The sequence below is a fragment of the Brumimicrobium sp. genome (assembly GCA_023957385.1).
GTDB lineage: Bacteria > Bacteroidota > Bacteroidia > Flavobacteriales_D > Crocinitomicaceae > Brumimicrobium.
Genome location: JAMLGZ010000001.1, coordinates 1,206,026 through 1,231,275, shown reverse-complemented (window position 1 = coordinate 1,231,275; position 25,250 = coordinate 1,206,026). Strand labels below are relative to the sequence as shown.

Genomic DNA, 25,250 nt, shown 5'->3' with positions numbered 1-25,250 from the left:
AGTCTAGTCAGAAATTAGTTACATCTCCTGGAATCTGTCTAAAGAATAAATTTTCATAGGAGTTTTGAAAAGCAATACCGCTGTAATAGAAAGAAAGTATCTGCTGATAAGAATAACCCGCTTTTGCCATATTCATTGCTCCTTCTTGACACAGTCCTACCCCATGTCCATAACCACGTCCTTTCAATACAACATTATTCCCTTCTGGATAGCACGAAAAAAAGGTAGATCTCAATTTAAATTGTTGCCTCAAATCCCGTAATGGTATTCCTAAAGAAGGAGTTAAATAGAAAGCCTTTCGATGTTCCTGTGAAAAAGAATAAACAACAGACGCATATACACTATCTTCAATGGGATAGAAATAATTATTAACCAAAAAGTTTCTCCACGCGACTTTAGGTATTCTCTTTTCCCAAGTTGCTTGCGAAGTATATATACAGAAAGTATCCTTTACAGACTGGAGATAATGAACATCCTGCTTCCATACATAATCAGCCGTACTCGTTTCTCCTCCACAATTAGCATGAAAGAAAGCCTCTATAATTTTATTATCTATTGTGTCAACCATATATATACCTTCTGTTGCCTCTACAGCTGTTTTGATATCATTGGTATATTGAAGCATATTGTGGTAAGCTTGACAATGTACTTGATTACACAAATTAAATCCTTCTTTTGCATGTTTTTGAAAATGTCGTAAAGCATACGTACGAGAAATAATTGCTTGGACTTTATAATATTCAATATGTTTTCCTCCTCCTCCTTCTGACTCTATTACTCCTTCTAAATAATGCGTAAAAGAAACTTGATTAACAATTGTAAGACCTTTAGTGCTAGAAAAAATCACAAAATTATCTTGATATTTCTTCTCTTTTAACGTGGGGGAAATAGGACGTAAGCGTAGAGCACAATCTTTTACAGAAGATACTACCCGAATAGAATCAAAAAGACCAATAGATTGCACTCCTTTCTTTAGCCTGACCTTCTTACCCTCCTTTGTGATAGATATAAATTCATTTGGTAAAATATTGCCAAATGAAGAAGTGTCTCCAAAAATTTTATAACTCTCTTTATAATAGGAAAATTCAATTTGTTGGATGTTGTTTTCTCTATAAACTCCAATTCGGATATCCTTTCCATAACTAAGGAAATAAAATAGAAAAAATAATACCCCTAGAATAACGCGATACATAATACGAAATTAGATCAGAATTTTATTCATTTTCAACGCACAAACAAAAATTATGCACAAAAAGGATTGGAAATTATGCTAACAGAGAAAGAATTTCTTTTGCTGCTTTTTGACTAGCTCCCCCTTTCCCTAATGTTTCTATCAATATTTTATAATCTGCTTTTAATTTATCATGTTTCTTTCCGAGAGGTAAAATCATTTCCAACTCTTCTCGCACCTGTTTTACATTACATTCAGACTGAATTAATTCTCGCACCACTTCCCTATCCATGATTAAGTTTGCCAAACTAATATAATTTACTTTTATCAATCTTTTGGCTATATGATAGGAAATAGGAGAACCTTTATAACAGACAACTTCTGGAACTTCAAAGAGAGCTGCTTCCAAAGTAGCAGTACCAGAAGTCACTAAAGCAGCAGTTGAAATAGATAACAAATTATAAGTTTGACCATGAAGAATCTTTACGTTTTTATAATTTGTCAGAAAAGTATCGTAATAAGATGAAGGCAAAGCGGGAGCTCCTGCAATAACTAATTGATAGGCCGTAATATTTTTTGTACTTTCCAGCATTATTGGAAGTTTTTTAGAAATTTCTTGCTTTCTACTTCCTGGAAGAATGGCGATAATAGGGCGATTGTCTAATTGGTACTGCTCATGTAAATTCGTTTTTTCCAATCTCTCCCTATAATCTTCAATAGCATCAAGCAAAGGATGTCCCACATAACATACATCCATACCAAACTTGGCATAAAATTCTTTTTCAAATGGAAGAATAACTAACATCTTATCCACCACTTCTTTAATAGTATATACACGATTTTGTTTCCAAGCCCAAATTTGAGGTGAGATATAATATACCACTTTGATTCCTTGAGATTTTGCCCATTTAGCAATCCGAAGATTAAACCCTGGATAATCCACTAAAACAAGTACATCAGGTTTGTATTCAAGTATATCTTGTTTACAAAATTTAATATTTCCAAGGATAGTACGTAGATTCATTACCACTTCCACAAATCCCATAAAAGCTAAATCAGAAATATGTTTTACCAACGTACCACCTACTGCTTTCATTTGATCTCCTCCCCAATATCTAAAATCTAGTTGATTATCAGAATGGAGCATTGCTTTCATCAAATTAGACGCGTGTAAATCGCCTGAAGCTTCTCCTGTTATAATGTATATTTTTCTCACAGAACAAGCATTAGAATTGTTATTATGGTGGCATAGATAACGGTTAAACTCACAAAACCCATTGAGAATCTATCCATTCTCAATCTAAAGTTTGTAAAGTAAAAAACCCCCAAACTAGGAAGCATAGACATAATCAGGATATTGTCTCGTAAATCAGAACTGATTTTCAAGAAATAGAGAAATAAACCAAATGTTTTTTCTGGTAATCTCCATTGCCACAATATCAATAAAGTAATCAAGGGGAGTATAAATCCTACAATGGCTCCAATATATTTAAAGTCTAATTTTCTTTTTAAATTTTTCATGCTTAGCTATTAAATTTCCAATTAGATAATTCTTCTATTACTTGATAAGCTGTCATGTCAAATTGAGTAGGTACAATGCTTACATAGCCATTATCTAAGGCCCAAATATCTGTATCTTCATGCCAGTCATCACGGTTAAAATCTCCTTTCATCCAATAGTATGGTTTACCAAACTGATCCAAACGTTTATCAAATGTATCTTTCCAATAAGCCTTTGCTTGACGACAAACCTTAATTCCTCTAATTTCATCTTTAGGAAACTGAGGGATATTTACATTCAGGCAGACATTGGATGGAAAATTTCCAGCAAATACTTGTTTAATAACTTTTTCTACTGCCCATTTCGCTCCAGTAAAATCTGCATCACTATCAAAATCCATTAATGAAAATCCAATAGAAGGGATATTTTCCATAGCTCCTTCTACAGCAGCTGACATGGTTCCAGAATACAATACATTTGACGCACAATTTTCACCGTGATTAATACCCGACAATAACAAATCTGGCTTTCCATGGATAACCTCAGAGATAGCTAGTTTCACACAATCCACTGGTGTTCCCGTGCAAGAATATGCAGTATAATCAGGATACAAATCAGATTTGTTCATGCGTAATATTTCATTTACTGTAATGGCATGCCCCATACCCGACTGTGGCTTATCTGGCGCAACAATCACAACTTCACCAAAATTCTTAGCTACCTCCACCAAACATTTTATACCCTTAGCTTGTATCCCATCATCATTCGTAATCAATATAATTGGAGATTGTTTTGTCATATTTCAATTTTAGTCTGTCAAAAATAAACATATCTTTTGAAATCAATTCTGAAATTAATTGAAATACTCATTTTGCCATTTTGACAGTTATAAGTCATTGGCATAGACATTGACAAAAGGGAAGTATCTAAAAAAATAATAAAAAATGAAAAAAGGTCATATTAATGTTGAAACGGAAAATATCTTTCCAATTATTAAGAAGTTTCTTTATTCTGATCATGAGATATTTTTGAGAGAATTGGTTTCCAATGCAGTAGATGCTTCCCAGAAATTGAAAGTACTCTCTAAAAATGGTGAATACAAAGGTGAAGTTGGAGATTTAAAAGTAGAGGTTATATTAGATGAAAAGGCAAAAACACTCACTATTAGAGATTACGGTATAGGAATGACTGCAGAAGAAATTGATAAATACATCAATCAAATCGCTTTTTCAGGAGCTGAGGAATTCGTTCAGAAATACAAAGATTCTGAAAACAAAGAATCTATTATTGGGCACTTTGGGTTAGGTTTCTATTCCGCATTCATGGTTGCCGATAAGGTAGAAATAAAAACTTTAGGAAGATATCCAGATTCACAAGCCGTTAGATGGGAAAGTAATGGCACCACCGAATACACCATTGAGGAGATTGAAAAGACAGAGCGTGGAACAGATATCGTTTTACATATCACCAAAGAATCTAAAGAATTTTTAGAAAAAGGAAGAATCGAAGGAATCTTAAAAAAATATTGTAAGTTCTTGCCTATACCAATTATTTTCGGAAGTAAAACTGAATACATAGATGATCCTAAAGGAGAAAAGGATGAACAAGGAAATATAAAAAAGGTTCCAAATGAAATTCCTAATCAAATCAACAACACTGTACCTGCTTGGATAAAACAACCAGTTGATTTAAAGGAAGAAGAGTATAAAGATTTCTACAGAGAGTTATATCCTATGACTTTTGAAGACCCTTTATTTCATATCCATTTGAACGTAGATTATCCTTTTAATTTGACAGGAATTCTATATTTCCCACGTATAAAGGAAAATGTAGAAATTCAAAAGAACAAAATTAATCTGTATTCAAATCAAGTGTTTATCACGGATGATGTAACCGAGATTGTTCCCGAATTTCTAACGCTATTACATGGTGTTATAGATTCTCCAGATATTCCATTAAACGTATCCCGATCTTATTTACAAAGTGATGGCAACGTTAAGAAAATATCTACGCATATTACTAAAAAGGTTGCAGACAAATTGAAAGATATGTTCAAGAAAGACCGCAAAGACTTTGAAGGTAAATGGGATGATTTACGCGTGTTCTCAGAATATGGGATGTTATCCGATGAGAAATTCAACGAAAAAGCGAAAGATTTTCATTTAGTAAAAACTACCGAAGGAAAATATTACACAGTAACTGAATTTAAAGAGGACGTAAAGTCTGCACAAACAGATAAAGATGGTAAAACTATCATTTTATACACGCACAATAAAGACGAGCAATACAGTTTTGTAAAAGCAGCTACTGATAAAGGGTATAAAGTACTAGAATTGCAAAGTCCACTCACATCTCACTGGATACAAAAAGTTGAAATGGACAATGAAAATATTGGTTTTGCACGTGTTGATTCTGATACCTTAGAAAAACTCATCAAAAAAGATGAAGAAATTCCTTCCAAACTAAACGAAAAAGAGCAAGAAGAACTTAAATCATTTTTTGAGGAAGTAGTCAATAAAGATAAATTTAAAGTGCAATTTGAAAGTCTCTCCGAGAAAGATGCACCTATTATTTTAACGCAGCCCGAATTCATTCGCAGGATGCAAGAACAACAAAAATTAGGTGGAGCAGGATTTTTTGGAGCTTTTCCTGAAACATACAACATGGTAATTAATAGCAATCACCCTAAAATTTCTGTGATTCTCAATGAAAAAGGAGAAGAACGCAAAGCGAAAGCAAAGCAGTTGACAGATTTAGCTATGCTATCTCAAGGTATGCTAAAAGGAGAAGAATTGACTAATTTTGTAAACAGAAGTATAGAATCAATATAATTCTACCCATTATACAGTTTATTGAAAGGAATGTATAAATATATTGGAGCGGCACTCGGATTCTTTTTTTCCGGGTTCCACTTCATTGGGGCTATTGCCGGAGGTGTTTTAGGTGCTTTGATTGACAGCCTATCCATAGAAACACACAGCAACAATGGACAAGGTTCTTATCAAAGAAAGAATCCTTACCACAATTATTCTCAACAAGATATTTTCAATTATTACCGGCAACAAGCACAACGTTATGACTTTCCAACCATGCTTCTAGCTCTTTCAGCTGTTGTCATGAAAGCAGATGGGATTGCACTAAAAGTTGAACTAGAATATGTTAAATCTTTTTTACGGGTTCAATTTGGGAATCAGTTCAATCAGCGCCACCTTCATACACTCAAGTTTTTTATTGACAATCCTTCTCAGATTCCATTACAGGAAATCTGTATGGATATTCGCCGACGAACACAACCTGAAGTAAGGGTTCAATTACTTCACTATTTGTTTGGTATTGCAAAAGCTGATGGAAAAGTTTCACCACAAGAGATACGTGTTTTAAATCAGATTGCTCAATTATTGGGAATTCCAAACATGGATTTCACAAGCGTTGAGAACATGTTTAAGAAAGATGCTGAAAGTGATTACAAAATTTTAGGGATTAGCAAAAATGCCTCCGACGATGAGGTGAAAAAGGCTTATCGACAAATGGCTGTACGCTACCACCCCGACAAGGTAGCACAAATGGGAGAAGATTTCCAAAAAGGAGCCAAAGAGAAATTCCAAGAAATCCAGAATGCATACGAAAATATTAAGAAAGCAAGAGGTATAAAATAATTAAAACAAATCGAGTAATTCCTCAATATCTTTTAATTTATATCTAAAATGTGGTTGATTGGAATAACTCCTATGAATTTCTAACAAATACCTCTTAATGAGTGTTGTGTTTGATGAAGGCTCAAATTGTGCTTTGTCAGTTGGCAAACCACCTGCTTCATATATATCTACCAAACGACTCGGTTCAATGATAGCGCCCTCACGTCCTACGCTTATATAGAAGAGTACTCCATTGTTGTTAATCTCCCAATTTAAGAAAGATAATGAATGATTCTTATCCATATATGCTAGTACAAATGGAGTTCTATTATTTGTAGAGACTACTCCATAAATAGGGATATCCATGGATTGAGCTAAAATACTGTAGATTAACCCTAAAGAAAATGAAGACCCTTCTTTAGTATCCATAACTGAGTTTACATAAATATCAAATGGCGTATAAGGAAGCCGTTCGATGCAATAAAAGTCAAATTCTTCAAAAAATAATTCATTGAGAATCTTTACTCGTTCAAAACTGGTTTGTCTATGATTAATACGAAGCCAACATCGGTGCTGAAGAGATGATATCTTATCATCAAAATCTTCTTTACTAAATTCCGGGAATTGATAAGTATCAATAAGATAAACTGCCTCTTTTAAATCTTTGGTACGAGAATTAAGCCATTGTTGAAGTTCAAATTTCAACTTTCCCAAACGAAGATGATTAAGTACTTCTACTAAATTTTCATGATACTCCGGATGTAATATAGCTTCTTCTTCAAGCTGTTCAATATCTGGGAGAATACTACACCCATATTCGCACAAAGTTTCCTTTGCATGAATTCTTACCAATTCATCCGAATCAGACATTAATAAAATTAGGGCACGTATAGAAGTCTTCGTTCTCACATTACAAATATAGAGTGACAAAAAGCATGTTTCTTTTTGATATTTATTTTTTATAAAAAGAGAAATGTTAATTTCCTACTGAATTCATGGATTAATAGGAGTCATAGACTCAAATTTATTTATCTTTGTACTATGCGGATTGATATCTTGACCATATTACCAGAATTACTCAAAGGGCCATTTGATCATTCTATTATTAAACGAGCGATAGATAAAGGCTTAGCTGAAGTGCATATCCACAACATACGTGATTATTCTTTAGATAAACATAAAAAAGTGGATGATTATCCTTATGGAGGGGGAGCAGGTATGGTGATGACTATCCAACCGATTGCAGATTGCATTGAAAGTTTAAAAAAGGAAAGAAAGTATGACGAAATCATCTATCTAACTCCCGATGGAGAGTTATACGATCAGCCTATTGCCAATCATTTGAGTTCTGCTGAAAACATCATGCTTTTATGCGGACATTACAAAGGTGTGGATGAAAGGGTTCGAAATTTATATATTACACGGGAAATTTCCATTGGCTCCTATGTCCTTTCTGGTGGTGAATTGGCTGCTGCTGTTTTAGCAGATAGCATTATCCGTTTGATTCCAGGTGTACTAAGTGATGAAACATCTGCTTTAACTGATAGTTTTCAAGATAATTTACTATCACCTCCCGTATATACACGTCCCACTGAATATAACGGGTTAAAGGTTCCAGAGATATTACTTTCTGGAGATCCCAAGAAAGTAGATGCATATCGTGAAGAACAAGCAATCAAACGAACACAGGAAAGAAGACCAGATTTATTAAAAGGAAAGGAATAAGGAATTATTGAAGATTAATTAAAAAATCATACATTTATCAACCTAAAATTTGCAATATGAAAGGAATTATTCTTGCCGGAGGCTCTGGAACACGGTTACATCCACTAACGCATGTGGTAAGCAAACAACTACTTCCTGTATTTGACAAACCAATGATATACTATCCACTATCTGTATTGATGCTTGCAGGAATCAGAGAAGTTCTAATTATCTCAACACCACAGGATCTTCCCAATTTTGAGAAATTACTAGGCAATGGAAGCACAATAGGGATGAAACTTTCTTATAAAATTCAACCTTCTCCCGATGGATTGGCGCAAGCATTCATTCTTGGAGAAGAATTTATTGGAGATGAGGATGTATGCCTGATTCTAGGAGATAATATCTTCTACGGAGCAGGTCTTAAAACAAAACTGCAAGACGCAGTACATACTGTAAAAGACGATAAAAAAGCTGTTATTTTCGGAACGTATGTTTCAGACCCAGAGCGTTATGGTGTTGCTGAATTCGATAAAAACAACAATGTCATTAGCATTGAAGAAAAACCAACACAACCAAAGTCTAACTTTGCTGTAGTTGGGCTTTATTTCTATCCAAATTCTGTTATAAACATTGCAAAAGAAGTAAAGCCTTCTAACAGAGGAGAATTGGAAATCACTTCTGTGAACCAAGCCTATTTAGGGCTAAATAATCTAAGAATGGAACTACTTAGTCGAGGTTTTGCATGGTTAGATACAGGAACACATGAAGCATTAACAGAAGCCACTGAATTTGTAAAGACTATTGAAAAGAGAACAGGCTTAAAAATTGCATGTTTAGAAGAGATTGCTTTGACAAATGGGTGGATAAATAAAGAAATGCTCCTATCTCAAATCAAAGATTACAAAGGAAGTTACTACGATTATTTAAAGAAAATTATCGTTTAATCTACTACAGGTTCTTTAGATACATCTTTTTTAACACCATTAAAGTGTAGTCTAAGCGTAAATCTGATAGTATTCTGTAATGGGTTATTTCTTTTTAAAGCTGTTAAATAAGAAAAGTCGATTCCAAAAATTTTATATCTCAATCCCACACCAAATGTTAGATGCTGACGAGCACCTTTGTTTCTATTCTCATAAAAATAACCAGCTCTAACAGCAAATAGATTATTATACCAATACTCCAAACCAGTACCAATCATTATTTCGTTAATCTCCTCTTTAAACTTTGAACCTTTTTTAACACGATAAGAGCCATCATCTGCTTGAATTAAATTACCAGCCTCATCCTTCTCAAGAGCCCCTGGTGCATCATAAAAAGAATGTAACATACCTGTTACAACACCAACTTCAGGGTTTTTACCAGAAATAATTTCTCCTTTATTATTACGAATTGGTGGCGTCGGAACCAATAATTTAGAAATATCTGTAGCCCAAGTCAACGAGTTATAAGAGTCAAACTTGAAATTTAAAGCTGTACCCAATTTAAGGTTTGTTGGTAAGAAATCTCGATCATTCTCTACCGTATAAGAAATTTTATTACCTATATTATTCAATGTTAATCCTACCGCAATACCTCCAGGTAATTTACCATAGTTAATTTCAGTATTGTTATATGAAAAAGAAAGATCAGCGGCACCTGCAAGCCCTGGAGTACTCTCTGCTCCTGCTATTACAACCCCAGCCGTAAGATTGGAATAAATAAATTTACCATTTAATCCTAAGGAGAAATTATTATTTAATTTAAAAGCATATCCAGCTAAGACTTCAAATTCAGTTGGAGTATGTGACATAATTTCATCTCCTTTATCATCTGTAAATACGATTTCACCTAAACTAAAATAACGAAGTGAAGCTCCTATAGAGTGTCTTCCATTGATTTTATAATATCCAGCTAAATGAGAAAGGTGAATATCAGATGCTAGATTTTGTAGCCATGGAGAATAGGAAACCGAAATCTCAGATTTATCCTTTGAAAAAGATAACATAGAAGTATTCCAAAATAAAGAGCTAGAAGAAGCACTTAAAGCTGTACCCACATCTCCCATTGCTCCAGAACGAGAATCTGGAGTGATTTGTAGAAAAGGAACCGCAGTTGTGATTGTATTAAGCTGTAAATCTGAGGCATTCTTTTTATTACCTGTTTGACTATAACTTGCTACTGAAATAAAAACTGACAGTCCAAGAATGAAATATCTATTAATCATAAAATCTGTAATCTTCTTAAAATTTTCCTATTGCCATATCGCAAAAAACACAATTTTATTGCGTATAAGGAGTACAAATATAAATAAAAGTTAAAATTTTTAACTTTTTACTTCAAAAGATATAATTTTTGCATCTCTTGAGTTGACTCTCCATCAGGGTTTTTTATGGAAATTCGATAAATATAAACTCCTCTAGCTAATTGATCTCCATACTCATCACGTCCATCCCATGGAATACCTGCAACTCTATACCCCCTTGTCTCTACGGCTTGGTTAATCGTCTTAACCAATCTTCCAGAAACAGTATAAATTTCAATTTTTGTATCTAAAACAGAGCAAGTTTGATTATGCTCAAACATAAATTCTGTATGAGTAGTAAATGGATTCGGATAATTCAACACATGATCCATCGCTATCTCAGTTTTCTCTTGCACAATAAATTCTAAAACTTTCTCATTAGAATTATTATTAATATCCCATGCCTTAAGAGAGAGTGTATGTCTTCCAGGAGCTAATTTCTCTAATTGATATCTTAACTGTCCACTCTTATAAGTATCTAAATCAGTCGTATAAAATTCATTTAATACCTTCGCCTGACTAGCTTTATTATCAATTATCAATGTAAGATCGTGACCTATACCATTTCCTACCGTATTAATTCCACTTTCATCAAATATTTTTGCAATTAAAACAGGTGTTTCATCCGTTATTCCTCCATTTACAAAATCAGGTGAATTCAAATATAAATCAATCTGAGGACCTTGACTATCATTAACTCCATTCGTATCTATTCCACCAACATAAAGCGATTTTGAATATCCTCCTCCATTCCTATTATCGGTACTCCACGCATAAAAACTAGCCTTTCCTTTTCCATAATTAAAATCGATGTCTTTAGGAACTATAAACTCAAAATTAAAATAACCATCTTTTACAGTAGATTTACCACTAAATAGTACGTTCTCTTGGGTATAGAAATCAATAACAGGAGATTCCACATTCTGCCCTAATGTCTTTTTTTGAGCTGGTTTATCATATATAGTCGGCTGTACAAAACCATTGAAATTCGTTAAGATGTTTCCATATTGGTCTTCTATATGCCCTTTCATTTTAGCTCCACCTAAAGCAGAAAGCGTATCTATAGTTAAGCCCACATCATTTCCATTCACACTGTCCAATACCACTTTACTATAAGGTAAAGCTATTTTTAATGCTGGATCACCTAACAACATAAAACACCTTTTATTATTAGAACCTCCCGTTACTGCGTTTTTTGTTTTCAATATAATTTCCCCAAAAGTCAAGGGTTCATTATTTGCATCACGCATGAAAACATTCTTAAATAAATTGGAGGAAGTTGCTGTGTTAGTAGAAAAATAAACTGCTCGAGTTGTTGTCATCATAGCAATAGCGCCACCTACTTCATTTAAAATCATCCACTCCCCTATAGAAACTCGCTCATTATCGTCAACTCTAGCAAATTCACAAGTAGCCGACACAAATAGGGTGAGTTTATCTATATTTGTTAAACTTCTCATCTCCCCAATAGTCATAACCCTCTCTGATGCAGCTCCTGTTGCCCCTCCATGGCCATTATAACAAATTACAATCTTGCCTGCTTCAAAACTTTTTTGAATTTGGTTATTTACTTCTGGATATCTCTCCCCTCCAGCTGTAGTAATTTGTTGATAGGCATCAAGGTATATTTTCTTAACATTCATCTCTGGATGATTTGTTTCTACATAATTTGTAATAGGCTCCATATCTGGATTTAAGAAATATCCATTCTCTTCATCGTCTGCAATAACAGCATAATTTAGACGCCAATTTCCATGAGTAGATATAACGCCATCTTCTCCACATAATTTATTTGAAGAAAAAGCATTAGAACCATTCTTCATATATAGTTCTATCTTATTTACAAAATTAACAGCATCTTTTTCGGTAGTAGCTATCAATCTTCCTACAGCAATATCTAAAACATCAACTGGAGAAAAACCTTCTCCATCATCTAAAAATCCAAAATAATCATCTGAAACAATAGAACCAGTATAATTTTCTGAATCATCCGTTTCATACATTACAATCATATTGTTATTATTAGGCACACGATCTAGCGGGTCAAAAGTTCCATCCCCAAACAGCAAGAAATACTTTGGTTGATCTGTAATATTCCCACCTGCTCTATCGTAAAACATTTTTGCAAAAAATTTAATAGCAGTAGGATCTTGCATGCCACTAGAAAATTCATTATAAACTTCTTCGCTAGTAACGACATGCACCTTCAATCCATTACTTCTATGTAGATCAGCTAAGCGATTAGCCTGTGATAAGAATCTTGGATGTGTGACAATTAAATAATCCGCTTGTTCTAATCCATGCAAGTTTTGGTGACTAACACGTTTTACAAATTTTGGTGTACCAAACTTAGATTTAAAAGCAACAAAACTTCGCAATGAATCGGCATCAACTTTAAAAGAGTATATTCCACCATTATCAGTTCCAGTTACTAACTTAGGTTGTGTTGGATTTGTAGTTTCCCAGATGACTCCATTAGAAGGGAAATCGGTTAGCTGCATTTCTGCCACATTCCCAACACCAACAGAATTTAAATCTCTAAATTCTACTCCATCATAATATTTCATATAACTTCTCGCATTCACTTCTAGAAAGTCGAGATACCCAACATCAGATGGAGTCACTCTATTAAAAGTGACTTTTACAGAAAATGTACTAGAAGTTGGGTTAAATTGTCCAGGTGTTGTAGTAAAACCTCCTCTAGTAATACTCGATTTATTCGCTAAAGGCATTCCTATTGTGGCTAAATTTGTATTATTATAACTGACTTTAAAATTAGTTGTACCTCCAGTACTTCCTATCTTACATGCCATGAATCCACGTAATACAGCCGGTTCATTCGGATTAAGTTGGGGAATATTAAGTGAGAAGTTTTGAGTTAAATTCACATCAAATTCTTCTCCATACCAACGCTTTCCTGTACGAAAGATATTTATAAATTCCTTTTCATGAATTGCATAAGAATTATAACTAGTAACAATCTGATTAGCCGGCTGGTTACTCAATATGGCATTCTGGATACGTGCAGGACTTCCAGAAGGATTTACATTAATAAAGTAAATCGACGTTGTATTATACACATTCAGATTTCGTTCAAATCTATCACCAACTAACTCCCATTTATTAGGACCCTTCCCATAAAACAAAATATAATCATTTGTGTTAAATACTCCATCCTCTCCACCTACCACAAGAATATCATTCTTTAACAAGTCGTCTGGTCTAGAAATGGAATTTTGTTCTGGTAATCTACCAAAACCATTACCATATATATTAATGTCATCCGGGTGAATATGGTCTACGTCAATTCCAATACTCTTTAAAAAGATATAATCAATTTTATAAATACCATCTGCATCTACACTTATTTTATACCAATCACCACTTCCTTCTTGCAATACAGAATTCGCAGCAAATGCATAAGACTTATTTTTTATAAGTGTATTCGTTTGCAAATTAAAATTCACAGCTACAATCCGTTTTACCTCATCATTTATCCTTATATAAGGAACAAGTGATAAAACAGCAACAGGAATTCCTTCCTTACTAATATTGCTTACCTCATAAGTCAACTGATTATAAACTGGTATTGAAAACTGAGCAATAAAATCCTTATCTAACTGGGAAATCTCTGTCGTTTGATAAGTAGCAAGACTAAAATCCCATTGTACATTGCGATTTCCCCGTTTAAACTCTTGTATATAAAGAAACTCATGACCTCCAATAAATGAATTCTCCAAATTTGGGCAAAGAATTTCTCCTTGAGGAAAAGCCAACTTCTCAGGAGCAGCATTCCATTTTAAATCAATTTTGATTTCCTGCTGCGCACATATTATTAATGTATTAAGAACTAGCGTAAAAGAGAATAAAAAATTTCTTAGTTTGAGTTTCATTACAATTTCTTTACAAAAAAATGATCGTTTTGGATATGATATACCTTTTCTAAACGGATTCAAAAATAGTATATTTTAAAAGAACTTACATTTTTTTGTAACTATAAGAAATATTTTTCGTAAAATTGGGCGTTGTTTGTATTTAATATAAAACTACTCTATGCTCAAAAAGAAGTTATATATATTTGCGACTATTGCTATATCATTGATTGTTAGCGGATTAAATAGTAAAGCGTTTGCCCAAGACCCTCAATTTTCACAGTTTTATGCAAATCCTATTTATTTGAATCCAGCTTTTGCTGGTAGTCACGGTTGTCCGAGATTTGCGTTGAACTATAGAAATCAATGGCCATCACTTTCAGGAACCTTTGTTACCTATTCGGCTTCATACGATCAATTCTTTAAAGCAATTGCAGGTGGTATCGGTGTGATTGTTACCCACGACCAACAAGGGAAGGGTACGATTAATCATTCTACATTAAGCTTTATTTATAACTACCATTTAAAGGCAAGTAGAAAATTCACATTAATGTTTGCTGGGAAAGCTACATGGAATCAAAAATTCTTGGATTGGGATAAATTGACTTTTGGAGATATGATTGACCCTCGTCGTGGTTTTATCTATGCTACAGGTGACGTGCCAAGAGGAGGAACTCGTGGTTTCTTTGATGTTTCCGCTGGGATTGTGGGATATACAGATATTATCTATTTTGGTGTGGCTGCTTACCACTTAAATATGCCTAACGAATCTATGATTGTTGGAAAGAGTCCTATGCCTATGCGTTTTGTAGGGCATTTAGGTGCTAACATCGCTTTAGGTGGAAAATCTCAGTATTCTAACCAAACATCTATTTTACCAAACATTATCTTCCAATACCAACAAGGATTTATGGAGTTGATGTTAGGTACTTATATTAAATATGGAATATTCACTGCCGGTGTTTGGTTCCGTTCTCGCGATGCATTTATTACCTCTATTGGTATTGATACAGGAACTTTTAAGATTGGTTATAGCTACGACGTAACTGTTTCCAAATTAAATAATATGGTGTCAGGGGGTTCACATGAAGTGTCTATGGGTATTAACTTGAATTGTAAATCAAGAACCCCTAGCTTTAGAACAATCTCCTGTCCTTCTTTTTAATGAATTTGTAACTTAATTAAAAAATTGCGTTATTTGTAACGAATTAGACTTAGTAAGAATGAAAATTAATATCAATAATATGCGACAATTCAAACGATGGTTCACAGTAATTACTGTAGTAGCCTTAGCTTCTTGTTCAAGAGAAGTATCGAATACTACTGGATGGGATTATAATAATCCTGGTATGGGTGGATTCCAAAAAGTTCCTTATGTTGATCAAGAAACTGGTCCCGGACTAATCTTAGTTCAAGGAGGTACGTTCACTATGGGACGTGTGGATGATGATGTTATGTTTGATTGGAATAACAGACCAAGAAGAGTAACTGTATCTTCATTCTATATGGACCAAACAGAGGTTACTAACTTTAATTGGTTAGAATACCTTTATTGGATTAGAAGAGCCTACCAAAGTTATCCAATGATTTATAAGAATGCATTGCCAGATACATTGGTATGGAGATCTCCATTGTCATTTAATGAAAAATATGTAGATTACTATCTACGTCACCCTGCATATAGAGATTATCCTGTTGTAGGAGTTTCATGGCTACAGGCTAATGATTATTGTAATTGGAGAACAGACCGTGTAAATGAATACATCCTAATTAGAGAAGGTATTTTAAACTTTAACATTAACCAAGCAGATGAAGCAACTTTTAATACAGAGGCCTATTTAAACGGACAATATGAAGAAGAAGTTAGACAACTTTTAACCGACTTAAATCCAACAAATGCAACAGGTCCAAAGAAAAAAGATTTAGGAAAGCGTATCGTACGTATGGAAGATGGAATACTATTACCACGTTACAGACTACCAACTGAAGCTGAATGGGAATTTGCATACTATGGATTGATAGGTAACTTAAGAGGAGATGGTTCTGAAGTAATTTCTGATAGAAGATATTATCCTTGGGATGGACACTATGTTCGTCAAGACCTAAAAGCTTTCCAAGGAAAAATCAGAGCTAACTTTGTTCGTGGACGAGGTGACTACATGGGAGTAGCTGGAGCGCTTAACGATGGTGGTGATGTAACCGTACCTGTAGATTCTTATTGGCCTAATGACAATGGTTTATATAATATGGCAGGTAACGTTGCTGAATGGGTACTAGATGTATATCGTCCACTTTCATCTGAAGATTTTGATGAATTTAGACCTTTCCGTGGAAATGTATTCCAAACGAAAGTTCTAAATAACGAAGGTGCTGTAGATTTCAAAAATTTCCAAGTGGAATATGACGTACACGGCATGAAAGAATATTTAAATGCATTTGAACGTGTGAGATACCAACGTGTTTCTGCTGACAAACATGATCCTAATGATACTGTAATTTCAAGAGGTATCATGAAGCATAATGAATCTGCTAATCCAGTAGCAGAGGGGTATTCTCCTGATCCATACTTCGTATCACACAACTTTGTGAAAGACTCTATGGAATTAGATATTATTGCTAAAATCAACAAAGTATTAGATAAAGCAATCGAATTCAAAAATGATAAATTCAATACTGAGGCATCTATGTACATTCAAGAACAACTTTATGATGGAATTTTTGCAGATGAAATCAGAGTAGGTCCTATGGGTGAAGAGTATGCTTTCGAAATTATATCAATGATTCGTGATGGGTTCAATGATTATATTATCAACACGCCAGGTAAATTGAAATATAGAGATGTTGTAGAAGAAGAAAATATCGGACGTCTAAACTATAGAAGAGCTGATTATATTGACTATGTAGATGGTGATATCGAGTCTTCTATTTACTACGATGATACTCAACGTAAAAATGATATTAACCAAGACAGAAGAGACCCAGACTTGATTATGTATCAAAGTCAATTTGAAGAATATGATTTAAAAGGAGGGCAACTTAAACCTGGTGGAAATGATAGAACAGCATGGCCAACTACTTTGGTTTCAAATAAATCAAGAGTATTCAAAGGAGGTTCATGGAGAGATAGAGCATATTGGATTGTAGGTGGTAATAGAAGATTCTTAGATGAAGATAAATCTACCGACTACATTGGATTCCGTTGTGCAATGGATAGAGTAGGTAGCCCTGTTGGTATCAATGCTAAAAACAAGAAAGATAAAAAGAGAGGATATTAAAACTTCTTACTTATATTTAACTCCGACAAAATTGTCGGAGTTTTTTTTTATTCATTATGCAAGAATTATTTCAATTATTCTATAAATGCTCGGGTATTTCCACAGATACCCGAAAAATCACAAAAGATTCATTGTTCATTGCCCTAAAAGGTGAAAATTTTGATGGGAATGAATTTGCTTTAAAAGCCATAGAAGAGGGAGCAAAATATGCTATCGTACAGAATAAAGATATAGCCCTACAACATGTAAATATTCAATACACGCCAAATACACTCGTTTTTCTACAAAAATTAGCTGAATATCATCGCAATCAATTTCAAATCCCAGTTATTGGAATAACAGGAACAAATGGTAAAACCACCACAAAGGAATTTATTGCAGCAGTATTGAGTAAGAAATATAATGTTCTTTATACCCAAGGAAATTTAAATAATCATATTGGAGTTCCTCTTACCCTACTCAACTTAACAAACAAACATGAAATTGCAATCATTGAAATGGGAGCCAGTAAGTTAGGTGACATCAAAGAACTTACAGATATTGCTCACCCAAATTATGGTATTATCACAAACATAGGTCAGGCACACATTGAAGGATTTGGAAGTGTTGAGAATATTATACAAACAAAAACAGAACTATATCGTGCTATTGAAGAGGTAAAGGGAACTATCATTTATAACAAAAAAGACCAAATCTTACTAAAGCACTTACCCGCCAACTGCACCTACGCAACCTATGGTTCAGATAATGCAGATATTACCGGAGAAGTTATAAATCTCACTCCCCAAGTTAATTTCCAATGGAAAAGAGAAAGTTACTCCTCACCTATTCTTCATACACAAATCATAGGAAAATACAACTTCAATAATTTATTAGCTGCTATAACATTTGGGCATCTTTTTCATGTAGAGTCAGTACTTATAAATGCTGCAATTGAAGATTATATCCCTTCCAATAATCGTTCACAGTTAAAAGAAACAGAAAAAAACACATTGATTATGGATGCATATAACGCAAATCCCACAAGTGTTCATTCTGCGCTTGAAAACTTTGCAAATATCGAAACCGATAAAAATAAAATGTTTATACTCGGTGATATGCTAGAATTAGGATCTAATACAAATCAATACCACAAAGATATTATTTCAGAAAGTAAAAAATTAAAACTGCAAGGAATCTTTGTGGGAAGTATTTATCACAAAATTGCTCAAGAAGATAAAGATATTTTAGCTTTTCCATCAACACAAGAAGCACAGCAATTTCTTTCTTTAGCCTCTCCTAAAGGGAATTTAATCTTATTAAAAGGTTCCCGAGGAATTGGATTAGAAAAACTTGTAGAGATACTTTAATCTACTGTGAAGATAAATAATTAGCAGCATTTATTGCATGTTCCATATATTCAGATTCAGACGATAATTGATATAACTCTGAAGATATATTCAACATATCCAATATTTGAATCTTTTCAAAATATTTATCTACCAAAACATTATGAATAAAAAAGCGTTTACCAATTAATTGAATTTCTTCAAATGATGTAAAAGATGTAATTTTGTAGAAAGATTGACTATCAAATTTTTTACGATATTGAGGGAAATTCATTAAATTAATTTTAGTAAAGTGCAAATGTATATTAATTCTGAACATAAAAAAGGAAGTGAACTCATGGATGAGTTTAAATTTGAAGAAGCTATTGTTGCTTTTAACAAAGCATTAGAAACAAATCCAAAACATCCGGATATATTATCACTCAGAGGTGTTACCTATTTACATCTTAATCAAAAGAAAAACTGTTTAACAGACTTAGAATTAGCATTGTCATTAGAAGATGATAACGCTTACAGATACACATCATTGGCCTATGCTAAAGATTTCTTCGGTGATTTAGATAGCGCCATAGAATTATATGAACAGGCTGTAAAAATAGATCCAGAAGATGCCATTGCATATAATAACTTAGGACTTCTTCTAGAGAAGAAAGGATATGCTACTCAAGCAAAAAAGAATTTTGATGATGCTGATAAACTCATTTTACATCAAGATGGTGTAAAAGAAAAAATAGAAGATTTATCCAATCAAGAAAATACATTACCAAAACCTAACAAAAATAAGATCAATACCAATGCACCTACTGGAGAGCAAGTACAACCCAAAAAATTAAAAACAGAGAAAGTACCGACTGCATCCCAGATATCTAAAGATTTATTTACTAAAAAAAGTACATTCAAAGAATTTATTGGGTTTATAAGAAATGGATTTAGGCTAAAAGAAGATAAATAGTTATGACAAAGAAAGAGAAGGCAGCCTACATCATGGAAGAATTAGATAAACTCTATCCAAATCCTCCTATTCCATTAGATCATATAGATGAATACACCTTGTTAATAGCCGTGCTTCTCTCAGCACAATGCACCGACATACGTGTAAACCAAATCACTCCCACCCTATTTAAAAAAGCCAATAATCCGTATGATATGATTAAACTTTCTGTTGAGGAAATTAGAGAGATTATTAAGCCATGCGGACTTTCGCCACGTAAATCACAAGCAATATTTGAACTCTCACATATCCTTATTGATAAGCATCAAGGAAAGGTACCCTCAAACTTTGAAGACTTAGAGGCATTACCAGGTGTAGGACACAAAACTGCCTCCGTAGTGATGTCTCAAGCTTTTGGATTCCCAGCCTTTCCAGTGGATACTCATATTCACAGAATGCTACACCGTTGGGGTATTTCAAATGGAAAAAATGTAGAACAAACGGAGAGAGATGCAAAAGCTATCTTTCCAGAAAATAGTTGGAATAAGCTACACCTTCAAATCATCTATTATGGAAGGAATCAATCTCCTGCCCGTAGCCCTAAACTAAGTATTGATTATATTACTAAAGCTATTGGCAATAAAGATATATTAAAAGAATATAAGAGCTAATTATCTTTCTATCCAGGGATTTTAGCTTAAAAAAACTACACAACCTAATTTGCTTTAAATGTGTTAATTACAAGCTTATCAACATAATTATTTTTAGTTATTAACAATTTATGAAACCTTTGTTAATAATTCTCGTTCAACTGAACAACAAACACACAACATGCAAAAAAGACATTTCATACTATCGTTTTTTTTATTAATCATACTTTCATTTAATGTGAAGGCATTAACTATTGAAGAATATATTAATGAATGGAAGGATGTTGCAATATATCAGATGCAAGAGCATAAAATTCCGGCTAGTATTACCTTGGCACAGGGTATATTAGAAAGTAGTTCAGGAAATTCTCCCTTGGCAAAGAATGCAAATAATCATTTTGGAATCAAATGTCATGGATGGACAGGTAAAAAATACTATCAGGATGATGATGCAAAGGATGAGTGTTTTAGAAAGTATGACAATGCTATGCAGTCTTATGAAGATCATAGTCTCTTTCTAGTAAATCGTTCACGCTATGCCTTTTTATTCAATTATGAACAAACTGATTATATTTCTTGGGCAAAGGGGCTAAAACAAGCAGGATATGCAACTTTACCTATATACGCAGAGAAATTAATTGAGTTGATTGAACGTTATCAACTGAATCAATTTGATCAACCACAGGGTCTTATAGCTCAAGAAGAGATAATAACAGTAACTACACCTGAAGTAAATAAAGAAAATAATCAAAAGATAAAAAAAGAAGAGATTAAAAAGGAAGAGTTACAGGAACAATCGAGTGTACAAAATTCGAATATTCAGGTGGAAGTTGGAGTAACAACCATCTCTTCTCACAATGTATATACCAACGAAAATAAAACTAAATACGTTAAAGCTAATAAACATGATACTTTCTATCAGATAGCTAAAGAATTTGGAATCAATGTGAATCAAATGCGTAAATGGAATGACTTCCCAAAAGATAAAGATTTATTGACCGAGGGAGAGAAGATATATATTATGAGAAAGAAAACGAGCCTTTCTAAAGAATTAAAAGAAATTGATTTAAGCACCCACACTGAACCATGGAGAATTGCACAGGAATACGGAGTTCAATTACAATCATTAATACAAAAAAACAAATCTATAATTTCTCAATACGCATTAAATATAGAGTGAAAATTTCATAGTTGTCCGGTACTTATAAATCGGAATTTAGTTTGTTGTTGTTTGTAAAAAAGGTTACTCTAGCGAGTAGCCTTTTTTTTATTTTTTTATTATGTCTTGTCCTAACATAGCGTTACACTAAAAAAAGTAATGTTATGGATAAATCTAAAAATCAGTACATTAAACGTACACAAAAAGATTACAGCATGTCTTTTAAATTAGCTGTAGTTAAAGAAGTTGAAAGCGGAGAAATTAGTACCGAAGCAGTAATGCGAAAGTACGGTATACAATCTCATAGTACAATTTTAAATTGGAGAAGGAAATTTGGTATCTTTGATTTAAAAAACAGTTCTAATTCTATATTTATGAAAACACCACAACAAAGAATCCAAGAGTTAGAGCAGAAATTACGGTTATTGGAATCAAAGAATGATTTCTTAGAGGAACAATTAATGAAAGCCGAGGATAAAGCTTATATTTTGGATAAGCTTATAGACATAGCAGAAAAAGAATATATGCTTCCTGTAAGAAAAAACTCCTTCCCCGATCAATCAAAGAAACAAACAAAGAAAGGCAAAGGTCAATAGGCTATCTTTGTGGATTGGTCGGGATAAATAGACAATACTATTATCGTAGTTTCTGGCTTATAAATGAAAAACGAGAAGTCGCTAGCCAAGTTATTGAAATGGTTAATAATGTACGTATAAAAATGCCTAGAATAGGTACTAAGAAGCTTTATTTTCTTTTAAAAGAAGAATTAAAAGGTCTTCATGTGGGTAGAGATAAACTTTTTGATATTCTTAGAGCAAATCATATGTTAGTAATTCCAAGGAAAAACTATCATATCACAACTAATTCTCATCATCGATTTCATAAATATAAAAATATTGTAGAGAATTTAGAAATAACAAAACCAGAACAAGTATGGGTATCAGATATAACTTATATTGAAGGAAGAGGTAATGGTTATTTAGCTCTAGTAACGGATGCTTATTCAAAGAGGATAATGGGGTATGATTTATCAAATAGCCTTGCAACAGAAGGTGCTTTAAGAGCTCTTAAAATGGCCTGTAAAAATCGTATATATAAGAATCATCCTTTGATTCATCATTCTGATAGAGGAATACAATATTGTAGTAATAAATATCAAGAATGTCTTAAAAGGAAAAATATTCGACCTAGTATGACTGAAAGCTATGATCCGTATGCAAACGCGGTAGCTGAAAGAGTAAATGGAATATTAAAGGATGAGTTTTTATTGGAAAATTATAAAGCTGATATTCAAACAATGAAAAAAATTGTAAAAGAATCTATTGAAATCTATAATAACCAAAGACCACATCTGTCATGTGAATTGTTAACACCAAGTAAAATGCATATGCAAAGAACTATAAAAAGAAAAACTTATAAAAAAACTTCTGTGAAGCTAGCTTCACAGAAGTTTTAATTATTTTTGTTTAAAATATGTAACGCTTATTTAGGACGATACATTAACTTGCACTCACTTTGAGATAAACCGTATGAAACCGAGTAAAGAATTATTTTATCTTATCAAATCACTCACAAAATCTGAGAAAAGGTTTTTTAAACTATCGTCTTCTATACAATCTGGAGAAAAAAATTATTTTCGATTATTTGATTACATAGATGGAGAGAATGATTATAATGAAGAACAGGTGAAGAAATATTTTGAAGGAGAAACTTTCATTAAACACCTTCCTTCTGAGAAAAATCACCTATATAAACTTATCTTAAAGAGCTTACGTCAATTTTATGGAGACCAATCTGCTTCAGGAGCAATTACACAAGAAATTAAAAATATTGAAATACTATACGGCAAAGCTCTATACATAGAAGCAGCCAAATTATTAAAACGAACTAAGATTAGCGCACATGAGAATGAAAAATTCTATTATATCATCGAGCTATTAGCATTAGAGAAATTACTTATAGAAGCCTTCTATGAAGCAGGAGATTTTGGGGTTGACCTAGGGAATATTATTAAAGAAGAGAGTGATGTAATTGATAAACTTAGGAATCTATCAGAATATCACATTCTCTATTCGCGCATTAATGCAATATTCAGGAGAAATGTATTTGTAAAAAATACTCAGCAGAGAGAAGAAGTTGATGCAATAGCAAATCATCATTTAATAAAAGGAAAAAACACCGCTTTATCATATAGAGCTGCATCTATTTGTTATTACATCCAAGGATTATGTGCTGCTACACATCGTGACTTTGAATTAAGTTATGAGAAATTTAATCGTGTCCGAAAGATATTAGATGATCATCCTGTTTTAAAATTGGATTTAGGTGAGCGATATATTTTAACACTATCACACCTAATTCATTGCTACATGCATGAGAAGAACTACCAAAAAGCTCAACAAACAATAAATGAAATAAGAGAATTAAAAGGGAAAAAGGGGTTTAATTCCATACATCTTACCCAAGAGATTAACAATATCATCATTACAGATCAAATTCGTTTGTTCAACATTCAAGGAGAATTTGAAGAAGCGCTCTCCGTATATGAGAAAGAATATTTATCCGATATTTCAGTTATAGAAAACTCCAACAAAGAACAACGTATCAAATTTTATTATATCATTGCTTATACCTTATATGCTGTGAAAGATTATAAAAAATCTTTACAGTTTATTAATTTAATCTTAAATGATAATGAGCAACAATTAAGACAAGATTTATATAGTTATTCTCGCATCTTGAATTTACTTATTCATTTTGAATTAGAAAATTATGATTTCATGGAATATTCTAGCAAATCCACCATTCGTTTCTTAAATAAAACGGAAACAGATTATCAGATTGAGGAGATATTTGTAAAACAAATCCGAAAAATTGCCAAAGTAGCCACCCAACTTGAAGTAATTTCAATATTTAAAGAAACTTTAGAACAAGTTGAGGAGTTACTAATAAATGAACAAGAGCAAATTATATTGGATTATATTGACATTATTTCTTGGCTAAACTCTAAAATATCAGGAGAAGAATTTACCGATATGGTGAAGCAAAAATCCAAATCTTAAATCAACGTAAATTTATAATCAACTCAGGAACTTCTTGTAACTCACGAACACGGGGGAATTCTGACTTATATCTTTCCATAGGGTCAAAAAGAACAGCTCTCATCCCTATGTTTTCTGCCCCTTTCACATCACTAATTAAATCATCACCAATCATAACAGATTGTGAAATTCTAGCTTTCGCACGATTTAATGCTTCATAAAACACTTTTGGATGTGGCTTATTTAAGCCAATCTCTTCACTACACAATATACTCGAAAAATAACGCTCTAGTCCACAGTTTTTTAACTTAACATACTGTACTTCAGTGAACCCATTCGTTATGATGCTCAACTGATATCCAGCCTCTAACAATTCTTGTAAAACTTCGTGGGTATTTGGAAATAAATGTGTTTGACGAGGTGAAATAGAAACATATTTTTCTTCAATAAGGTTACCTAGTGAAACATTATCAATACCAAACGATTTTAATGTGTCTCTAAAACGGGATTGACGCAATTTTTCTTTGGTTAGTTTTCCTTTATTATATTCTCGCCATAATTGACTATTAATTTTTCTATATGTTGCTAAGAAATTATCAAAACCATCAATATATTTTTCTAAATGTAGTTCTTCAAATATAATTTGTAAAGCCAAACTAGAATTCTTTTCAAAGTCCCACAATGTTCTATCTAGAT

22 protein-coding genes are annotated in these 25,250 nt (G+C 33.0%); 13 read left to right on the top strand and 9 right to left on the bottom strand.

Translation table 11 applies throughout. The annotated features are described in order from the left end of the window. Positions 1-7: 7 nt before the first annotated feature. The 4 genes from M9897_05430 to surE form a co-directional block, all read right to left on the bottom strand. Positions 8-1,192: a SpoIID/LytB domain-containing protein gene (locus M9897_05430; protein MCO5268318.1), complete on the bottom strand. Its 1,185-nt coding sequence runs from the start codon at positions 1,190-1,192 to the stop codon at positions 8-10. A 73-nt stretch (positions 1,193-1,265) separates the two neighbouring features. Next, positions 1,266-2,327 (bottom strand): lipid-A-disaccharide synthase, encoded by a 1,062-nt coding sequence (gene lpxB / locus M9897_05425; GenBank protein MCO5268317.1) that lies wholly within the window; start codon positions 2,325-2,327, stop codon positions 1,266-1,268. 56 nt (positions 2,328-2,383) lie between these two features. Further along, positions 2,384-2,692 carry a hypothetical protein gene (locus tag M9897_05420; protein MCO5268316.1) on the bottom strand — a complete coding sequence of 103 codons (309 nt, stop codon included), beginning with the start codon at positions 2,690-2,692 and terminating at the stop codon, positions 2,384-2,386. Between the two features lie 2 nt (positions 2,693-2,694). Next, positions 2,695-3,471 carry a 5'/3'-nucleotidase SurE gene (surE, locus tag M9897_05415; protein ID MCO5268315.1) on the bottom strand — a complete coding sequence of 259 codons (777 nt, stop codon included), beginning with the start codon at positions 3,469-3,471 and terminating at the stop codon, positions 2,695-2,697. A gap of 145 nt (positions 3,472-3,616) precedes the next feature. Here surE and htpG point away from each other — a divergent pair, with 145 nt between their 5' ends. Both htpG and M9897_05405 read left to right on the top strand, forming a co-directional pair. Further along, positions 3,617-5,503, top strand: a complete 1,887-nt coding sequence (gene htpG, locus M9897_05410) for a molecular chaperone HtpG (protein MCO5268314.1) — start codon at positions 3,617-3,619, stop codon at positions 5,501-5,503. Between the two features lie 30 nt (positions 5,504-5,533). Beyond that, positions 5,534-6,328: a TerB family tellurite resistance protein gene (locus tag M9897_05405; protein ID MCO5268313.1), complete on the top strand. Its 795-nt coding sequence runs from the start codon at positions 5,534-5,536 to the stop codon at positions 6,326-6,328. Here the strand turns inward: M9897_05405 and M9897_05400 are convergent, their stop codons facing one another. Then, positions 6,329-7,216 (bottom strand): hypothetical protein, encoded by an 888-nt coding sequence (locus tag M9897_05400; GenBank protein MCO5268312.1) that lies wholly within the window; start codon positions 7,214-7,216, stop codon positions 6,329-6,331. It lies immediately after the preceding gene. Between the two features lie 132 nt (positions 7,217-7,348). On the opposite strand from M9897_05400, the gene trmD reads away from it, so the two are divergent. Both trmD and rfbA read left to right on the top strand, forming a co-directional pair. After that, complete coding sequence (gene trmD / locus M9897_05395) at positions 7,349-8,032, top strand: tRNA (guanosine(37)-N1)-methyltransferase TrmD (protein ID MCO5268311.1); 684 nt, start codon at positions 7,349-7,351, stop codon at positions 8,030-8,032. A 56-nt stretch (positions 8,033-8,088) separates the two neighbouring features. After that, positions 8,089-8,958, top strand: a complete 870-nt coding sequence (rfbA, locus tag M9897_05390) for a glucose-1-phosphate thymidylyltransferase RfbA (GenBank protein ID MCO5268310.1) — start codon at positions 8,089-8,091, stop codon at positions 8,956-8,958. Here rfbA and porV read toward each other — a convergent pair. After that, positions 8,955-10,220: a type IX secretion system outer membrane channel protein PorV gene (porV, locus tag M9897_05385; protein ID MCO5268309.1), complete on the bottom strand. Its 1,266-nt coding sequence runs from the start codon at positions 10,218-10,220 to the stop codon at positions 8,955-8,957. The genes rfbA and porV overlap by 4 nt on opposite strands. A 107-nt stretch (positions 10,221-10,327) precedes the next feature. Then, complete coding sequence (gene porU / locus M9897_05380; protein ID MCO5268308.1) at positions 10,328-14,191, bottom strand: type IX secretion system sortase PorU; 3,864 nt, start codon at positions 14,189-14,191, stop codon at positions 10,328-10,330. Positions 14,192-14,351: 160 nt separating this feature from the next. On the opposite strand from porU, the gene M9897_05375 reads away from it, so the two are divergent. The 3 genes from M9897_05375 to M9897_05365 are packed head-to-tail and all read left to right on the top strand — an operon-like array spanning position 14,352 to position 18,794. Further along, entirely contained in the window at positions 14,352-15,335 is a 984-nt protein-coding gene (locus M9897_05375) for a PorP/SprF family type IX secretion system membrane protein (GenBank protein MCO5268307.1), read from the top strand. Between the two features lie 58 nt (positions 15,336-15,393). After that, positions 15,394-17,445, top strand: coding sequence for an SUMF1/EgtB/PvdO family nonheme iron enzyme (locus M9897_05370; GenBank protein ID MCO5268306.1), 2,052 nt, complete (start codon positions 15,394-15,396; stop codon positions 17,443-17,445). 56 nt (positions 17,446-17,501) lie between these two features. Then, on the top strand, positions 17,502-18,794 hold the full coding sequence (locus M9897_05365) for a UDP-N-acetylmuramoyl-tripeptide--D-alanyl-D-alanine ligase (protein MCO5268305.1): 1,293 nt from the start codon (positions 17,502-17,504) through the stop codon (positions 18,792-18,794). Position 18,795: 1 nt separating this feature from the next. On the opposite strand, the gene M9897_05360 is transcribed toward M9897_05365, so the two are convergent. Further along, positions 18,796-19,047: a hypothetical protein gene (locus tag M9897_05360; protein MCO5268304.1), complete on the bottom strand. Its 252-nt coding sequence runs from the start codon at positions 19,045-19,047 to the stop codon at positions 18,796-18,798. 24 nt (positions 19,048-19,071) lie between these two features. Here M9897_05360 and M9897_05355 point away from each other — a divergent pair, with 24 nt between their 5' ends. The 6 genes from M9897_05355 (at position 19,072) to M9897_05330 (ending at position 24,575) form a co-directional block, all read left to right on the top strand. Then, on the top strand, positions 19,072-19,725 hold the full coding sequence (locus M9897_05355) for a tetratricopeptide repeat protein (GenBank protein ID MCO5268303.1): 654 nt from the start codon (positions 19,072-19,074) through the stop codon (positions 19,723-19,725). A 2-nt stretch (positions 19,726-19,727) separates the two neighbouring features. Continuing rightward, positions 19,728-20,375: an endonuclease III gene (nth, locus tag M9897_05350; protein MCO5268302.1), complete on the top strand. Its 648-nt coding sequence runs from the start codon at positions 19,728-19,730 to the stop codon at positions 20,373-20,375. Positions 20,376-20,535: 160 nt separating this feature from the next. Next, complete coding sequence (locus M9897_05345) at positions 20,536-21,534, top strand: glucosaminidase domain-containing protein (GenBank protein MCO5268301.1); 999 nt, start codon at positions 20,536-20,538, stop codon at positions 21,532-21,534. Positions 21,535-21,677: 143 nt separating this feature from the next. After that, positions 21,678-22,109, top strand: a complete 432-nt coding sequence (locus tag M9897_05340) for a transposase (protein ID MCO5268300.1) — start codon at positions 21,678-21,680, stop codon at positions 22,107-22,109. A gap of 14 nt (positions 22,110-22,123) precedes the next feature. Further along, positions 22,124-22,969 carry an IS3 family transposase gene (locus M9897_05335; GenBank protein ID MCO5268299.1) on the top strand — a complete coding sequence of 282 codons (846 nt, stop codon included), beginning with the start codon at positions 22,124-22,126 and terminating at the stop codon, positions 22,967-22,969. A 73-nt stretch (positions 22,970-23,042) separates the two neighbouring features. Beyond that, entirely contained in the window at positions 23,043-24,575 is a 1,533-nt protein-coding gene (locus tag M9897_05330; protein ID MCO5268298.1) for a hypothetical protein, read from the top strand. A 1-nt stretch (position 24,576) separates the two neighbouring features. Here M9897_05330 and M9897_05325 read toward each other — a convergent pair whose 3' ends face one another. After that, entirely contained in the window at positions 24,577-25,209 is a 633-nt protein-coding gene (locus tag M9897_05325) for a YjjG family noncanonical pyrimidine nucleotidase (protein ID MCO5268297.1), read from the bottom strand. Between the last annotated feature and the right edge of the window lie 41 nt (positions 25,210-25,250).

What these genes read in the sequence shown, in the direction of transcription:
- M9897_05430 (MCO5268318.1), bottom strand. Translation starts at nt 1,192, where the DNA reads ATGTATCGCGTTATTCTAGGGGTATTATTTTTTCTATTTTATTTCCTT.
- lpxB (MCO5268317.1), bottom strand. Translation starts at nt 2,327, where the DNA reads ATGAAAGCAATGCTCCATTCTGATAATCAACTAGATTTTAGATATTGG.
- M9897_05420 (MCO5268316.1), bottom strand. Translation starts at nt 2,692, where the DNA reads ATGAAAAATTTAAAAAGAAAATTAGACTTTAAATATATTGGAGCCATT.
- surE (MCO5268315.1), bottom strand. Translation starts at nt 3,471, where the DNA reads ATGACAAAACAATCTCCAATTATATTGATTACGAATGATGATGGGATA.
- htpG (MCO5268314.1), top strand. Translation starts at nt 3,617, where the DNA reads ATGAAAAAAGGTCATATTAATGTTGAAACGGAAAATATCTTTCCAATT.
- M9897_05405 (MCO5268313.1), top strand. Translation starts at nt 5,534, where the DNA reads ATGTATAAATATATTGGAGCGGCACTCGGATTCTTTTTTTCCGGGTTC.
- trmD (MCO5268311.1), top strand. Translation starts at nt 7,349, where the DNA reads ATGCGGATTGATATCTTGACCATATTACCAGAATTACTCAAAGGGCCA.
- rfbA (MCO5268310.1), top strand. Translation starts at nt 8,089, where the DNA reads ATGAAAGGAATTATTCTTGCCGGAGGCTCTGGAACACGGTTACATCCA.
- porV (MCO5268309.1), bottom strand. Translation starts at nt 10,220, where the DNA reads ATGATTAATAGATATTTCATTCTTGGACTGTCAGTTTTTATTTCAGTA.
- porU (MCO5268308.1), bottom strand. Translation starts at nt 14,191, where the DNA reads ATGAAACTCAAACTAAGAAATTTTTTATTCTCTTTTACGCTAGTTCTT.
- M9897_05375 (MCO5268307.1), top strand. Translation starts at nt 14,352, where the DNA reads ATGCTCAAAAAGAAGTTATATATATTTGCGACTATTGCTATATCATTG.
- M9897_05370 (MCO5268306.1), top strand. Translation starts at nt 15,394, where the DNA reads ATGAAAATTAATATCAATAATATGCGACAATTCAAACGATGGTTCACA.
- M9897_05365 (MCO5268305.1), top strand. Translation starts at nt 17,502, where the DNA reads ATGCAAGAATTATTTCAATTATTCTATAAATGCTCGGGTATTTCCACA.
- M9897_05360 (MCO5268304.1), bottom strand. Translation starts at nt 19,047, where the DNA reads ATGAATTTCCCTCAATATCGTAAAAAATTTGATAGTCAATCTTTCTAC.
- M9897_05355 (MCO5268303.1), top strand. Translation starts at nt 19,072, where the DNA reads ATGTATATTAATTCTGAACATAAAAAAGGAAGTGAACTCATGGATGAG.
- nth (MCO5268302.1), top strand. Translation starts at nt 19,728, where the DNA reads ATGACAAAGAAAGAGAAGGCAGCCTACATCATGGAAGAATTAGATAAA.
- M9897_05345 (MCO5268301.1), top strand. Translation starts at nt 20,536, where the DNA reads ATGCAAAAAAGACATTTCATACTATCGTTTTTTTTATTAATCATACTT.
- M9897_05340 (MCO5268300.1), top strand. Translation starts at nt 21,678, where the DNA reads ATGGATAAATCTAAAAATCAGTACATTAAACGTACACAAAAAGATTAC.
- M9897_05330 (MCO5268298.1), top strand. Translation starts at nt 23,043, where the DNA reads ATGAAACCGAGTAAAGAATTATTTTATCTTATCAAATCACTCACAAAA.